Raw genomic sequence first — 16543 nt, 5'->3', positions numbered from 1 at the left:
GTACGTGTACTTTTTGTAAATTATCTTGATATTTCAACTAACTATAAACGGTTAATCGGCCTGAGCAATTTTTGAACGCGCACCCGGTGCCGACTGTAGAGCGAGAAGTTTTTACTGTGGCGCCTTGAGAAATCGCAATTGCAGGAGGTATACCCTCTACCGCATCGACTTCTGGGCGTCCCATACGATCAAGAAATTGGCGAGCATAAGCCGAAAATGATTCAACATAACGACGCTGTCCCTCGGCGTATAGTGTGGCAAAAGCTAGCGATGACTTTCCTGAACCTGATACTCCGGTGATAACAGTTAAGTTTTGGTGAGGTATAGACAAATTAATGTTTTTGAGATTGTTTTGTCGAGCTCCGCGAATGCTAATTAAACGATTGATATTATTGGATTTTGTCGTCATTGCTGCTTTAATAGCTATAAGTGAATAAATCTGAATCTAAACTAGCGAATTTGGATAACAAATTGGTATAAACTATGCCAACTGATAATGCTAACTATGCCAAATTACATAATTAGAATACAAAACAATGGATCCGCGCTGAACCTACAGCAGCATATTTCAGTAATTCCTTAATTTGCATGCTTGACCCATAACGTAAGGTAGCCCATATTCGTTGCGTTCCCCGTTAAATGCCGTATTTACAAAGGGGAGTATGACATGAACGCTTCCTTGCAAACTTTAAGTCGTGAAGAATTGCGACAATTAGCCCAACAGCATGGCCTCGAGGTATCTGCAACTAGTCGTAAAGCTGAACTCGTGGCTATTCTTGATAAGGTGATGAGTTCATCAATGTCTAAGGATACCGCAGTCAAAAAGTCACGCGCAGTTAAAGCCAAAAGTGGTGCAACAAGCGCATTGAAAACAAACAAAACTAAGGCACCATTAAAAAACATAGAAACAGTAGAAACTGTAGAGAAAAACCAAGAAAAAACTAATACAACCAAAGAGTTAACGCTTGATAAGCAGCAGGTGCAACCTCACGCAATACCTTGGGGTTATGGTGAGACTGATATTGTTGCACTACCACGTGATCCTCATTGGCTTTACATTTATTGGGAAGCTACTGATGATTCTATTGCTGCAGCAAGAGAACGTCTTAATGAAGGTGGGTCACAAGCCAAGTTTGTATTAAGAGTCTACGATACTACTTATCGGCTATTTGATGGTACTAACGCTAATAATTATTTTGACATTGAAGTTGATAGATCTTGGCGAAATTACTTTTTAAAAATTGACCGTCCGCGTGCAGTTTTTCACATTGAAATTGGTATGAAAAGTAATGAAGGGTACTTTGCGGCGATGGCTCGTTCAGGTGCAGCAGAGATGCCAGCAGGTAGCGTCTGTGCTGATGGGCGCGTTGAATGGATGACTGTAAAACCAGCGCAGAAGCCACCGCTGTCACCTACTTATCATCATCGCTTCACACCTCGTTCTTATCCAACGCCTTCACCTAGTTCGTACGGTGAATCTCATCATCAAAATGGCACGTATCAATATGTTGAAAACGATAGTTCTAACTATGGCACTGTAAATACAGGCTTACGAAGCCATACAGTATGGTGGCAAGGTGAAGGTGCAAAAACCTTTCAATTTTTATTTGGTGGTGAAACCCAACGAAGTGAATGGTTTGAACAAAATATAGGTGGCCGTTTTATGCGATGGGTTACCTGGTATGGTACTAACCAAAAGGTTTCTTGGCATAGTGGCCCGATTAAGATACCAGCGCATCATTTAGGTCCAGTTGAAATTTGGTATGACGCCCAGCAAGGCAGTATTAAAGGCAAAGTTCTTGGCAACGAACAAATTTCTTTAGGGCCTTGGCATGTTCTTATTCAAGGAATTAATTCTTGGGGTGAAAGGCGAGTGCTTGATGCTTGGATGATTCATATGTCATGGGGTGGTTATGGTGCATATGAGCGGGTTAAGTCTGCAACGCTTTATCAACGTATATTTGGTGCTTACCAAAAACGCAGTATATTTGCTGGGGCTTCAGAAGGATATATGCAAGAAGAAGTTGGTGGGAGCCATGAGCTTTTTGTTGGTGCTAGTGAACGATTATGGCTTGGTGGCAGTGAATTATTATTAGGCGGTGCTTCTGAGACCATGACTTTAGGCGCAAGTGAAGTGTTTGCCTTAGGTTCTAGTGAAATAAATTGGGGAGGTGCGAGTTTATTTTCAGCCATGGGTGCGAGTGAAAACCTTTATGGTGGTGCCAGTGAAATGTTTGGTAGTAGCGAAAACTTATTAGGCGGCGCCAGCGGTTTTGGTTTTGCTGGCGGCAGTGAATCAGCCTTTGTTGGTGCTAGCGAGCAAATAGCAAAAAATAAAGATCAAACAACCGTTGGTGCTGCTGTTGGTGAAGGTTGGCAGGGGTTTGCTATAGCGCCAATGGCTGAAAAACCAAGCACGATAAATAAAATACTTGCACTTCGTACTAAGAGTATAGTCGGCCATGAAAAAGGAGCAAAGGCACCAGTGGCAGGCGCTGTAACAAATTCTCAAAAAGTAAAAAATAATACAAATAAAAGCATTAATGCGACAGCTAAAGGACAAACCGTAGCTACAAATAAATCAACAAAGGCTATAGCTAAAGCCAATTCTTCTATGAGGGCAAAGGCTGCGGCTACTGATAAGACTTCAAATAAGGTAAAAACCACAACTCAGGCTGCTGTAAATTCTTTATCGGCAAAATCAAAAAATGCAAATTCTACAAAATCTCCAACTATTAAAACTACTGCAACCTTTCAAAAAAAGGTGGCTACCAAGCGTTTAGCCGATACAAATAAGGTAAACGCTATCCCTAAAACATCACGGGCTAAATCGTCATCGGCAACATCGGCGACGACGGCTAAACCAGCTAGGCGCCCAAAAAAGAAGACTAAATTGCCTCGTCCTTAATGGACGTGCTTGCTGATCCTACGGAGATCGTCAATGGCTCGTGGTTATTTGGCAATTGTGCTTCACGCACATCTGCCGTTTGTTCGTCATCCAGAGCACGAAGATTTTTTAGAAGAGCGTTGGCTATTTGAAGCACTTACTGAAACCTACATTCCATTATTGCAAGTGTATCAAAATTTATTGCGTGATGGCGTAGATTTTCGTATTACTATGTCATTTTCACCACCACTTACTGCGATGCTGCGTGATCCATTGTTAATGCAGCGTTATGCAAAATATCTTGATCGCACTATTGAGTTAGCAAATCTTGAAATGGGTCGCACACGCAATGAACAGACATTTAATAGATTAGCGTGTATGTATCATGACCGTTTAAGCTCTATTCGAGATACTTATCGTAACTGCCAAGGCAATGTCTCTGCTGCTTTTGCTGCTATTGAGCGCATGGGGATGTTGGAGATTATTACTTGTACCGCAACGCATCAGTTTTTCCCGCTTGCTGATCGCAATTGGACTACGATGCGTGCACAAGTACAGATAGCTGCTGACCATCATGAGCACCATTTTGGCAAACGTGCTCCTGGAATGTGGCTAGCTGAGTGTGGCTATGTTAGCGGTATTGAAGAATTATTGCGAGAAGCTGGCATCCGTTACTTTTTTGTCGATACACACGGCTTGTTATTTGCAGAACCACGACCTTTATACGGCATTTTTTCACCAACATTTTGTCCAACAGGGGTGGCGGCTTTTGCGCGGGACCCCGAGAGTTCAAAACAAGTATGGAGTGCACAAGAAGGTTATCCTGGTGATCCGGTTTATCGCGAATTTTATCGTGATATTGGTTTTGATCTACCACTTTCTTATATTCGTCCTTATATTCATCCTGATGGTATTAGAGTTCAGACCGGCCTTAAGTATTACCGTATTACTTCGCGCAATAGTGAATATAAAGAGCCATATGACCCGGGATTGGCTGAGAGTAAAGCTGCTGAGCACGCAGCAAATTTTTTGTTTAATCGTGAGCGTCAAATTGAGTATCTGTGTGAACGTATGGATCGTAAACCAATTATTGTAGCACCATACGATGCAGAGCTTTTTGGCCATTGGTGGTATGAGGGTCCACATTTCTTAGAATTATTATTTCGCAAGATGCAGTATGATCAAGCAACAGTTTCGCCGATATTACCATCAGAGTATCTTAATGAATATCCAACTAATCAAGTTGCGCGTCCGGCAACATCATCATGGGGCTATAAGGGTTATGGTGAAGTCTGGCTTGACCAAAGCAACCATTGGATTTATCCGCATTTGCATAAAATTGCCGAACGTATGATTAAATTAGCACAGCAATATCCACACGCAGATGGTTTATTACGGCGTGCTTTAAATCAAGCGGTAAGAGAATTATTATTAGCACAGGCTAGTGACTGGGCTTTTATTATGAAAACTGGTACCTCGGTTGAATATGCTTCAAAACGTACTGAAACTCATATCAATTGTTTTAATGATCTCTATGAGGCAATTACAAAAGGTGCCATAAACGAAGATTGGCTTAAAGAAATTGAAGAACGTGATAACATATTTCCGTTTGTTGATTATCATGTATATGCAACATAATCATAATTCTCTAATTAAAACACGAGCTAATAGGTTATATATCGATGTCTGATTGTATGAAAATTGCAATTATTGGTGGTTCTGGGCGATTAGGGTTATGGTATGCCGCGCGTTTGCAAGCCTTAGGTAATCAAGTAACTATTACCGGTCGAAATAAAACTAAATTAGAAAAAGCAGCTAGTATAGCCCGAGTCGAATATACGTGTGAAAACGAAGCAGCTATTAAGCAGGCTGATATAATTATATTAAGTACACCTATTGAGACTACTCCAATGATGGTGCAAATGGCGACGCGAGCAGCAAAGCCAGGTGCGCTGATTTGTGATTTTGCATCAGTTAAAACTGCAGTGGCTGCGGCATTTCAAACAGTAACACGTGAAGATATTGAATTAGTTAGTCTCCATCCTCTACATGGCCCACGTATAGAAAATCTGCAAGGTGTTACAATTCTAACAGAAATGTTTCGCGCCGGACCCGTTTTTGCAAAATTGCGTGCGTTGCTGGTTAATGAGGGTGCACACATGATTACAGTAGATGCACGCACCCAAGATGAGGCAATGGCTATATTACAAGGGTTGACCCATTTTGTAGCTCTTGCGGCTGCAAGTACTCTTAAAGGTCTAACGGTTCCAGAGTTTACTACTCCAGCGTATACTTTAATGCGCACATTTTTAGCGCGTATTATTTTACAAGATCCAGTTCTTTATGCGGCGATTCAGTTAGAAAACCCAAAAAATAACGAAGTTCGCCAAGCTTTTTTAACTGCGGCACAACGTTTATGTCAGTTAGCAAAGCAAGGTAATCTCAAAGAATTACAAAATGAGATTGAAAGTTCTGCGAGTATTTTTAGCGATAGTGAAACCGAGTTGAATAATACTGATATTTGTTTATCTGCTATATCGCGCTTTCGACCACAACAAAACATTGAGCGCATAGCTACTCTTGGTCCACCTGGTACATTTTCTGACGTTGCCGTACGTCAATATGAACAAATGCGCGGTAAAATGCTGGCCCCGGTCTATTGTCGTACTATTGCAGATGTATTTGACGCAGTTAAAAAAAATGAAGTGAAGTTAGGGATAGTGCCGGTTGAGAATTTAATAGATGGAACTATTGTTGTTTCTCTTGATTGTTTATTTGATACTGGTTTGCGAATTAGTGCGGAGTTGTTGGTGCCGATTCACCATTCTATATGTGCTGCTTTGGGTACGACAGTTGAGTCAATTACGCGAGTATTTAGTATTGCCCCGGTAATGGGACAAGTACGTAATTGGCTGAGAGAAAACGTACCGCAAGCAAAATTGGTTGAAACAAATAGTACTGCTGAGGCTATCATGCAGGTTGCTGATGGTCGTATTGAAGGTGATGCCGCAATTGGGTTGGCAGCTACAGCCGAAGCAGCGGGCCTATCAGTATTAGCACGTGATATTGAAGATGAAAAAAATAATGTTACACGTTTTTTAGTTATTGCTTTAAATGATGCTTCACCCACAGAGAATGACCGCACCAGTATATGTATTCATAATGTGGCAAATAAACCAGGGATTCTCGATCACATTTTACAAGTACTTGCACGTCACAGTATTAATCTGTCAAAAATTGAATCACGACCTACACGGCGACAGCTTGGTGAGTACCGTTTTTATATTGATGTTGAAGGTCATCGACAATGCCAACCTTTGGCGAAAGCTATTAAAGAACTTGAACAAGAATGTCAGGTGGCGATACTCGGTAGTTATCCAAGAGCATTTTAATTGAACAGTGGTTAATATTCAAGTCATCGTTAGTTTTATATTGTGCGTCGTGATGTTGATGATGGATTGCGATCATACAACTACGTGAAAATAGTTATATTATCTTTACAGTGTAAAGATAAGCCTATACATTTCCAAAATGAGAATACAGTCACAAATTACTTCAATAGCTGATATGAAAGTAGCTTTCACGGCGCAGCAGCAAGCTTCTCGTAGTGAATTACCACCGAGCTATGCTTTTAGAATCGAGCAGTTAAAATGCTTGCAATCCATTTTGCTCGATAATCAGCAACAATTTGCACAAGCAATGTACGATGATTACAGCGGGCGTTCGCTTATTGACACTCGACTTGGTGATTTGCTGCCGACTGCTAACGCCATTAAACACAACATTAAACATTTAAAAAAATGGATGCGGCCACGTAAACAAAAATTAGTATATTATGTCAAGCCATCAAGCGGCTTTGTTTTATCACAACCACTTGGGGTCGTCGGTGTAATGGCTCCGTGGAATTTTCCGATACAACTGCTATTAATTCCTTTGGCTTCAGCGATTGCCGCGGGCAATCGAGTAATGATAAAACCTTCAGAACTCACACCGAACACTACAGAGTTAATGGCCTCGTTGATTGCCGAAAAATTCGATCCGCTTTGGCTTAATGTTGTATCGGGAGGCTCTGACATCGGTGCAGCTTTTGTTGAACTAGCTTTCGACCATTTATTTTTTACCGGTTCAACAAATGTTGGTCATCTTGTGATGCAAGCTGCAGCAAAAAATTTAACTCCGGTAACGCTTGAGCTTGGTGGTAAATCGCCACTAATTATTCATCGTGAGTACCCATTATCGCTTGCAGCTAAACGTATAGCGATGGGCAAGTTATTTAATGCAGGACAAGTTTGCGTAGCTCCTGATTATATTCTTACTCCAAAAGATTTAATCCCAGCGCTTGTTGAAGAGTTGAAAACCGCAATTGCAGTTTATGCCCCTACATTGCGTGATAATATTGATTATACTGCAATTATTAACGAGCGTCATTTGCTGCGTTTACAACATTTAATTGATGATGCCCGTTCTCATAATGCAGAAATTTTAGAGATTAATCCTGCAGCAGAATCTTTAACCGGCACACGAAAAATTGCTCCTCATCTGCTTTGGCAGGTCAACGATGATATGGCAATTATGCAAGAAGAAATTTTTGGCCCTTTATTACCAATAGTTGGTTACGACATAATTGCTGATGCAATTGCCTATGTTAATGCGAGGCCACGACCATTGGCTTTATATTATTTTGATAATAACAAAAAACGGCAAGCGAAATTACTCTCAAGTACTATTGCAGGTGGAGTAGCAATTAACACAATAATGATGCAAATAGCTCAAGAAAACTTGCCTTTCGGTGGTATTGGTCCAAGCGGCATGGGCGCATATCATGGCGAAACCGGCTTTCGTACATTTTCACATGAGATGTCGGTATTTGTGCAAAGCAGATTTGCTTACGCAGATTTTCTTCAACGGCCAATGAAACCTTGGTTTAATAAAATATGGCCTTATATGATAGGTCGAACCAATGCGGCTAAAAAGCAAGCAAAGTAATTCTATTAACAAAATTAAAATAAGCAAATCATGCAGAGCCGCAAACAATAGCTACCACCATGGCGATCTACGTAATAAATTACTACACGCAGCAGTAGCTATTGTTAAAAAAAATGGGCTTGAAGGATTGTCTCTACGTAAAATAGCAGCATTTGTTGGTGTAAGTCATACAGCGCCTGCGCATCATTTTGGTAATCTACGTGGCTTACTCGCAGCATTAGCAACACAAGGTTTTATAAAACTGGCAGAGTTAATGCAACGGTCTATGTTGCAAGCTGATAATCCATTGGCAGGTTTTTTAGCAGCAGGCAAAGCTTATGTGAGTTATGCTGAAAAGTATACAAGTATATTTCGTATTATGCATCACGCTTCATTAGAGAAAAAAACAGATTTACCTGAGCTTCTTCGTGCCTCACAAGCAGCTTTTACCGTATTAATAGAAGCTATCACTAGTTGTCAAAAAGCTAATCTGCTTAAAAAAGGTGAGCCAAGTCTCATGGCATTAGCAGCCTGGTCATTGGCTCATGGGCTTAGCGTTTTAGCTATTGATCGACAATTACCAGGAAAAGGTATTGTTAAAGCTGCCAAAAACACAGCTCAGGGTGTTTTAAATGAGCTATATTTAGGATTTAGGTTGTAAAAAATAATCTTAGACTTGCTTAAAAGTGACCAGACGAGCTAAAAGAGGCACCGAAGTGGGCGGATAGCTCAGCGGTAGAGCGCCAGCCTTACAAGCTGGATGCCGGGGGTTCGAAACCCCCTCCGCCCACCAGGGTTTTTACGGTTCTTGTCATTCCATGCTTGGTACCCTTCCTAAGTCCATTTAATCAAAGCGCTAGATGTTGTAGTTACTAAAGAAGAAATTGTCGGGCTAATGCAAGATTTACTTTATGTAGATGCCCCACCAGCAGGTAAAACAAAATTAACCGAATGGATACAGACAAATGCTGCTAACTTAGGCAGAAAATATGCAAATGAATTGAAACGACGTCGTGATAGAAAAGGTGAGTATCTATCTAATGAAGGTTAAGTTTTTTTACTTTGTTTTTACCCAATTCGTAATTGTTGCAATCGCATTATTATAATCAGGTGCTGTTTGCATGTTTATAAAACGTTCTTTAGGGCTTTTATCTTTTTCTACGAGACGAATGAATATGCCAGCAACCCGGTTAGGATATTTTTCAAGAGTCTTAGCATAAACTTCAGGGTCATGTTCACCTGAATCACCAATTAAGATGAATTTAAGTTTAGGAAATCGCTGCATTAATAAATCTATGCGTTTTGTTTTATAGCCTTCTTGTTCAAAAAGTGGGTCGCTACCGAAATTTTTCAGCAACAAGGGCCCAGTTGGTATTTTATAGAAATTTAGAAAGTCGTTAATACGTTCATAGAAATTTTGCGGGCTGCCGCTTACGTAAAAGAAGGCTACAGCTCCTGCTTGTGCTGCTGCTTGATAGACTGCAGCAACACCATCAATAGGTTTTTGTTGGGCCGGGTTTTTCAATAAAGCTTGTTTGGCCATGCTCCATTTATTGCCAATATAAGAATGCACAACGGTATCGTCAAAATCACTAACGATCGCTACGCTAGGTTTATTGTCAATGATTATAACTTCACCGCTACCTTTTGGTTCAGCAGATTCGGTGTTGAGATAAACTTGCACTATATGTGTGCCCAAAGTAAGCGAAGGATGCATATTTTTTGCTTCTATTGACCATAACCCATCATTGTCAGTTTTGCATTGCCATGATTGTTGTTCAAGAATAACAACAATTTCAGCACCTTTTACCTCATCAGATTCAAGACGGTGCACATTATCGACTAGGTTTTTAAAAGCAGAACGTTTTGAGTCAGGCGATTTTAGACCTTCATTTTCTAAAACACGTCCACTTAAATAGACATTATTAGGAGTGCCATAACCCGTGAAGATAAGCATCTTGATGGGGTCTTTGGCAAAGGCTACAGATTTTGTATTGAAAATAATTAATAAGGTAAAAAATATAAATGTTTTCATGCTATCTGAATATTATTAGGATAATTGTTTAATTAAAAGCGAATAATTACGAATTTATTCTGGCATTTACCCAAAAATAATATTTTGTTTGCAATTGATGAACGAATACGATATTGTGACTAATATTCAGTTCATATCGTATGGTCATTAAACTATGGGCATTCAAGAGCGCAAAGATCGGGAAAAGCAACAAAGGCGTAACGACATTTTAGATGCCGCTGAGAAAGCTTTTAATGAAAAACAAGTACGTAATACAACAATTGATGACGTAGCAGCTATTGCAGAGTTAAGTAAGGGCACGATTTATTTATATTTTCCAACAAAAGAAGAGCTTTATTTTGGTGTTGCAGCAAGGGGGCTGAGTATTCTTGCTGACATGTTAGATGCAGAGGCTAAAAAACACGATGACGCCTTTGCTAAGATCAGGGCAATGGCATTAACTTATTTAAAGTTTTGCCAAGAATATCCACATTATAATGAAGCCGTGGTTTTTTATAATGATATAGATATTGATTGGGAAAATCATGAAACTGAAAATGGTCAAATGTGTCATTGCGAAGGGCAGCGAGCCCTTTCTGTTCTGATATCGGCAATTGTAACTGGTATTGAACAAGGAAAAATTCGCTCTGATGTTAATCCTGCGTTAGCATGTTTGTGGTTATGGTTACAGTTAAATAGTGTTATACAATTTATTATGTCAAAAAAAGGAGAACATATTTCAGGAGATGTTGGTATTACTACAGATGATTTATTGTCAGGTTCAATAGAGCTAGCAATAAAAGCAATTGCTGCTTAGCAATTTTTTTTGGCTTATCAATGACTGAGAGTCAGCAAATGTCAAATGTTCATAAAAAAATTTCAGGCAGTTAAAAAAATATAAGTTACATGGTGACCGAAATTCGGTTTGTGGTGTTTGGTTAATCATCATGTTTATAATTATTATTTTTCTCATGTGCGTGCCGCATACGGCAAAGGCTGTAACTATCGAAGATTATATCGACATAGCACGTCGATCTAACATCGCTTTAAAAGAACGCCATTTAAATGTTGAGGCGAGTCAGTTTGCACTACAAGAAGCTCGCGGGTGTTTTTTGCCTAGCATAAGTCTTGAGGTGCGCTATTCACGAGCTGGTGGTGGACGCGAGATATCTTTCCCATCCGGTGATATGCTTAACCCGGTTTATGGCACGCTTAATGAGATGTTAGTGTCGCAAGGGCAACCACCGCGTTTTCCAACCAATATTGAAAATATGCAAATACCTATGCTGCGCAGTCGCGAGCATGATACGAAGTTACGTGCTACGCAGCCCCTATTTGTACCGGCAATTTTGGACAATTATCAATTGCACCATGCACTTACCGAAATCGATGCTGCCCAATTAACCACCTTTGAAAAGCAACTCGTATTAGATGTGCAAACAGCATATTTTAACTGGCGTAAGAGTAGTGAAGTGCTAACCGTATTGGTTAATACTCGCAAATTGCTAGAAGAAAGTATGCGCGTAAGTGAAGCACTGGTACAGCAAAACAAAGCAACTCCTGATGTAGTATTTAGGGCAAAAGCTGAACTTGCAGCATTTGATCAAAAAGAACGAGAAGCAAAAATGCAAGCGAAGATTGCCCAGAACTATTTTAATTTTTTGTTAAATCGACCTTTAGATAAGGTCATTGAAATTGCTATAGATGAAAATACGCAATCTAGTGAAGCAGCTAGCACCAAAAATCTTGAAGAACTTATTGTGAAAGCTCACACGCGTGCAGAATTTAAAGCAGCTACCGCTGCCCAAAAGGCAGCAGCCGAGGGTGTTGATCTAGCTGCCAATAAATACTTACCATCATTAGTTGCGGTATTTGATTATGGTTATGAAGGAACCTCGTATTATTCACGTGATAGCAATAGGTATTGGATGGCGTCTTTGGCGTTGTCGTGGAATATATTTAATGGAATGCAGGATAGTGCTGAAAAACAACGTCTTGAAAAACAAGTAGAACTCGCTAAGGCGCGCTATCGTGAACTCGAGCTCGGCATTGATTTGGCGGTGCGGCAAGCAATAGAAGGCATTGCCGTTGCTCGTTGTGCTATTGAATCTGCAGACGCTCGTGTAGCAAGTGAGCGACAATCATTTGTCATAGTAAATAAGCGATTTGCTTTAGGCATGGCACCACATATTGAACTTATTGAAGCGCAAACCGCATTAGTCGGTGCTGAGATTGCCAATGCGGTAGCAAATTTTGACTTACAAATTAAACAAGCAGAATTAAAACATGCGCTTGGTATTAACTAAGCACATATTGAAGGGGTGTTTACAAATGTTAACCAATAAGAAATATCGATACATGGCGTCGGCGTTATCAGTTTTAGCATTGTTGTTAACCATCATTCTGATGCCTAGTTGTTCATCATCTGTACAGGCTGATGAAACCAAGTCATCAGGTGTGCCAGTACGTGTACAACAAGCTGTAAATAAAGATTATGTGCAAACTATTGTTGGTTCAGGCGTTGTTGAAGCAGACCATACAATAAACCTTAGTTTTAAAACTGGTGGAGTGATTGCCAAACTCAAGGTTAAAGAAGGTGATACTGTAGTAAAGGGCCAAATTTTAGGTCAATTAGATTTGGCTGAAATTAGTAGTTCAGCACAGATGGCTGCGGCTGGCTTAGCAAAAGCAGAGCGCGACTTAAAACGTGTGCAAGCACTTTATAACGATGGTGTAGCTACGATTGAGCAATTGCAAGACGCCACTACCAATCTTGAAGTTATGCGCTCGAAAAATGATATTGCAATTTTTAATTTGCAGCACAGTACTATTCGTGCCCCAAGTAATGGTCGTATTCTGCGACGTTTAGCTGAAGTGGGTGAGCTTACCTCCCCTGGAAGACCCATATTTATTTTCGGTGCAACCGGACGAGCTTTTTTTGTTCGCGTGGCAGTAACTGACCGCGATATCGTAGCTCTTTCTCTTGGTGATAAGGCAGAAGTATTTCTTGATGCGTACCCACTACAGCAGTTTTTTGCAACTATTAGTGAATTAGCCGCAGCTGCTGACCCAGTTAGTGGTACCTTTGCCGTCGAACTGGAAATGCAAGCTAGTGATGTAACTTTACTGCAAGGGATGATTGCGCGAGTGAGTATAAAAACGAAAACAGTGCAACATTTACCGTTTATACCATTTGAAGCACTCACTGAAGGTAATGGTAAGCAAGCCTATGTTTTTATTGTAGATAAGAAAACAGATAAGGTACATCGTACGCAAATTGAAATTGCGGCTATCGTTGGTAATGAAGTTGTAATTAGTCAAGGGCTATCAGCCGGTAGTTTGGTAGTAACTGAAGGCTCAGCATATCTGCGTGATCAAGAGAATATCAAAATTGTTGCAAAAAAAGTCGGAGAAGACACATGAAGTTTGCACGTGTCATTTTAAATAATTGGCAGTTTGTTATAATTATGTTGCTGTTGTTAGTTTCTATTGGTGTTTTCGCTATTTTGAATATGCCACGATATGAAGATCCGCAGGTTGAGCCACCAGGTAATTCAATATATGCAGTATATCCTGGTACAAGTCCTGAAGAGATGGAGCGTCTTATTGTTGACCCAATAGAAAAGGCGCTTGATGAACTTGATGATATAAAACGTCTTGAGGCAACTGTTGAAGATGGTCTAGCCGTTATTAATATAGAATTTGAGATGGGTAGTGATGCTGATGAAAAGCATCGTCTAGTTGTCGAAGAGGTCAATCAAGTTCGTCCGGATTTGCCCGGTGATATTGCTGCACTTGAAGTTCGTAAATGGGCAATGAGTGATATTGCAATGTTGCAAATTGCTATTAGCGCTACAGCAAATAGCAATGAAGTTGATAGCATGATGCTTGAACGGATTGCGGATCAATTAGCCAAGAAGCTTGAGCGCACAACAGGGATTAAAAAAGTTGAAATATGGGCAGAGCCACAAGAGCAAGTCAATGTAATAATGAATCTTGCGCGTATGGGGCAGATGCATGTGCCTATGTCGCAATTATTTACCGCGATTAAAAGCGCAAGTGCTAGTATACCAGGTGGTGCGGTTGATATTGGACCAAAGCAACTATCCGTTCGAACTAGTGTGCCTCCAGCGACAGCGGATCAATTAGCCCAGTCTGTAGTAGCAGCCCACAATGGCAATGTCATTCGGCTTAAAGATATAGCGCAGGTAAACCTTGCACAAAAGCCGTTAAATTATTTGGCGCGAACCAATGGTCGGCGTGCTGTTTTAATAACCCTGCATCAAAAAGTTAATACAAATATTATGCAGATTGGTAACGAAATAGATGAAAAACTTATTACCTTTAAAAAAACATTACCTAAAGGTGTAGAGATTACAACGGTTTTCAACCAAGTTGATTCAGTAAAATTACGCTTAAAAGATTTTGGCATAAATTTACTAATGGGAATTGTGCTTGTTGTTGCCTTTATTTGGTTAGTTTTAGGGTGGCGAGCAGCACTAATAATTGGTTTCGCAATTCCGACATCTGTATTAATTGCACTTGGCTGGGTAAATACTGCTGGTTTTGCGATAGATCAGATGACTATTTCTGGTTTGGTAATAGCCTTAGGAATGTTAGTCGATAACGGTATAGTTATTACTGAATGTATTGCAAGGTATTTAAGGCAAGGCTATTCGATACGCGATGCAGCTACGCATACCGTATCAGAAATTGCCGCTCCAGTTATAAGTTCAACGTTGACGACGGTTATCGTATTTTTGCCAATAGCATTTTTATCATCACTGACCGGTGAATTCATTCGTGGTATGCCGGTGACCGTAATTGCGGCGCTGACTGCATCTTTGTTATTGGCGCTGACGGTTACGCCGTTATTAGCTAGTCGTTTTTTCGATGTAACCGCTGCAAATAAAGGAGGCATATTACAAGTATATACTGACTATATATCAACTAATAGTTATCCGCGCATACTCGATAAGGCGCTTAAGCGTCCAAAAACTACACTGCTTATTGCTGTTGCTATACTTGTTGCGAGTGTGGGGGTAGCGGGTGGTCTTGGAGTTAGTTTTTTTCCGAAAGCTGAAAAACCATATATAATAATAAATGTTGATTTGCCCAAGGGTAGCAGTATTGATGCAACCAATCAAAAAACTATAGAAGTTGAGCAAGTTCTTAAAAAGTATGCGCAAATTCAATCAGTAACCGCAAATGTAGGTCATGGAAATCCGCGTATTTATTATAACATAATAATGAAACGTGATATGCCAACGCACGCACAAGTGCTTTTGCAACTACAGAGTTATGATACAGCAGAAACACCAGATCTAGTTGCAAAATTGCGTCAAGAATTTGCTGATTTTACGGGAGTTGAGATCGAAGTTAAAGAGTTGCAACAAGGTCCACCAATTGAAGCCCCGCTGGCGATTAAAATTTTAGGTGATCGTCTTGATACTTTACGCGATGTAGCTGCCGCCGTAGCTGATATAGCTAATCAGGTATCAGGTGTGGTGAATGTAAATAATCCTTGGCGTTCAGCCGCAACGGATCTTCGTTTAGTTATTAATCGCGATAAAGTTGCGCGTCATGGCTTAACTGTAAGTGATGTTGATATATCAATAAGAGCGGCACTTGCTGGTTATAAAGTCGCAGTATTGCGTGATGACACTGGCGAAGAGCGTGATATTGTGGCGCGAGCGACAATGCATGATCGGCCAACGTATGAAGATCTTAAGGATATTACATTAATGACACTAAGTGGTCAGCCGGTGCCGTTAAGTTATTTTGCACGACCAGAATTTGGTGATAGCCCATCATTCATTACTCATTATCGTCGAGATCGTGCGGCCACAATAACTGCTGATGTGCGTGATGGGTTTAACGTTGCTGCGGTTACCCAAGAAGTGCTACAAACCATTAATAGTCGTAGTTGGCCAGAAGGTATTAGTTTTCATATTGCTGGTGAACAAGAAGAACGCGAACAATCTTTTGGTGGTATGCAAAGCGCGTTAATAATTTCATTGTTTGCAATGTTTGCGGTTTTAGTTTTTCAGTTTCGCTCGATTGTGCAAGCACCAATCGTTTTTGTTGCCATACCTTTATCAATAGCAGGTGTATTCCCAGCCCTTTGGTTATCGGGTAACAGCTTTTCATTTACAGCTTTTGTTGGTTTAGCAAGTCTTGCTGGCATCGTGGTCAATAATTCAATAATCTTGATTGATTACGCCAACCACATACGCCAAAAAGGTATGAGTGTTGGCGATGCTATTCGTACCGCAGGTCGTACAAGACTATTGCCGATTATATTGACTACCGCTACAACTGTTGGCGGTTTGTTGCCATTAACCCTAAGAGGTGGCACTTTGTGGGCACCTATGGGTTGGACTATTATTGGTGGTTTGACAGCCTCAACATTGTTGACATTATTAGTGGTGCCGGTATTATATTCATTATTTACTAGCGAGAAGACGACGGCTACTGATTAGAGGTAATTTCTAGTTTAGAGATAGCCCAGACGAACAAGCTGCAAACAACCACAAACAACCGGTGCCAGACGAAATTAACTCCTTGAAAAACATAGATTATCTTATTAAATCTTATGAATTACCCACAAGGGTATTTTATTCTAGGGATTAAAACGGATCTTCTTTCAGAAAAAGGCCATACTTATCCATATAACT

General features: G+C 40.3%; 11 protein-coding genes, 1 tRNA gene and 1 pseudogene. 11 read left to right on the top strand and 2 right to left on the bottom strand.

Translation table 11 applies throughout. The features are described 5' to 3' along the window. Positions 1-85: 85 nt before the first annotated feature. Positions 86-409: pseudogene (locus tag JW841_10430) on the bottom strand (hypothetical protein). A gap of 258 nt (positions 410-667) precedes the next feature. On the opposite strand from JW841_10430, the gene JW841_10425 reads away from it, so the two are divergent. The 7 genes from JW841_10425 to JW841_10395 all read left to right on the top strand — a co-directional run bounded on the left by JW841_10425 (position 668) and on the right by JW841_10395 (position 8903). After that, positions 668-2908, top strand: coding sequence for a DUF4912 domain-containing protein (locus JW841_10425; protein ID MBN1961351.1), 2241 nt, complete (start codon positions 668-670; stop codon positions 2906-2908). A 33-nt stretch (positions 2909-2941) separates the two neighbouring features. Further along, positions 2942-4525 carry a DUF1957 domain-containing protein gene (locus JW841_10420; GenBank protein ID MBN1961350.1) on the top strand — a complete coding sequence of 528 codons (1584 nt, stop codon included), beginning with the start codon at positions 2942-2944 and terminating at the stop codon, positions 4523-4525. Between the two features lie 56 nt (positions 4526-4581). Continuing rightward, complete coding sequence (gene pheA / locus JW841_10415; GenBank protein ID MBN1961349.1) at positions 4582-6279, top strand: prephenate dehydratase; 1698 nt, start codon at positions 4582-4584, stop codon at positions 6277-6279. Between the two features lie 139 nt (positions 6280-6418). Then, positions 6419-7873: a coniferyl aldehyde dehydrogenase gene (locus JW841_10410; GenBank protein ID MBN1961348.1), complete on the top strand. Its 1455-nt coding sequence runs from the start codon at positions 6419-6421 to the stop codon at positions 7871-7873. Further along, a complete protein-coding gene (locus tag JW841_10405; protein ID MBN1961347.1) occupies positions 7848-8513 on the top strand; it encodes a TetR/AcrR family transcriptional regulator in 666 nt (221 codons plus the stop codon). Before JW841_10410 ends, JW841_10405 begins: the two co-directional genes overlap by 26 nt. A 57-nt stretch (positions 8514-8570) precedes the next feature. Then, a tRNA-Val gene (locus JW841_10400) sits at positions 8571-8645 on the top strand. Between the two features lie 102 nt (positions 8646-8747). Then, the gene (locus JW841_10395; protein ID MBN1961346.1) at positions 8748-8903 is read left to right on the top strand and encodes a hypothetical protein; all 156 of its coding nucleotides are present in this window, start codon (positions 8748-8750) and stop codon (positions 8901-8903) included. Positions 8904-8909: 6 nt separating this feature from the next. Here the strand turns inward: JW841_10395 and JW841_10390 are convergent, their stop codons facing one another. Next, positions 8910-9887 carry a DUF2183 domain-containing protein gene (locus JW841_10390; GenBank protein ID MBN1961345.1) on the bottom strand — a complete coding sequence of 326 codons (978 nt, stop codon included), beginning with the start codon at positions 9885-9887 and terminating at the stop codon, positions 8910-8912. A 154-nt stretch (positions 9888-10041) separates the two neighbouring features. Between JW841_10390 and JW841_10385 the strand changes: the two genes are divergently transcribed. From JW841_10385 to JW841_10370, 4 genes are all read left to right on the top strand, one after another. Next, on the top strand, positions 10042-10683 hold the full coding sequence (locus tag JW841_10385; GenBank protein ID MBN1961344.1) for a TetR/AcrR family transcriptional regulator: 642 nt from the start codon (positions 10042-10044) through the stop codon (positions 10681-10683). 130 nt (positions 10684-10813) lie between these two features. Next, on the top strand, positions 10814-12172 hold the full coding sequence (locus JW841_10380) for a TolC family protein (GenBank protein ID MBN1961343.1): 1359 nt from the start codon (positions 10814-10816) through the stop codon (positions 12170-12172). 25 nt (positions 12173-12197) lie between these two features. Continuing rightward, positions 12198-13289: an efflux RND transporter periplasmic adaptor subunit gene (locus JW841_10375; GenBank protein ID MBN1961342.1), complete on the top strand. Its 1092-nt coding sequence runs from the start codon at positions 12198-12200 to the stop codon at positions 13287-13289. Then, a complete protein-coding gene (locus JW841_10370; GenBank protein MBN1961341.1) occupies positions 13286-16348 on the top strand; it encodes an efflux RND transporter permease subunit in 3063 nt (1020 codons plus the stop codon). The genes JW841_10375 and JW841_10370 overlap by 4 nt, the downstream gene beginning before the upstream one ends. Positions 16349-16543 lie beyond the last annotated feature (195 nt).

Source organism: Deltaproteobacteria bacterium (assembly GCA_016931625.1).
In the GTDB taxonomy this organism is placed as follows: domain Bacteria; phylum Myxococcota; class XYA12-FULL-58-9; order XYA12-FULL-58-9; family JAFGEK01; genus JAFGEK01.
This window is presented reverse-complemented; position numbering and strand designations above follow the sequence as displayed.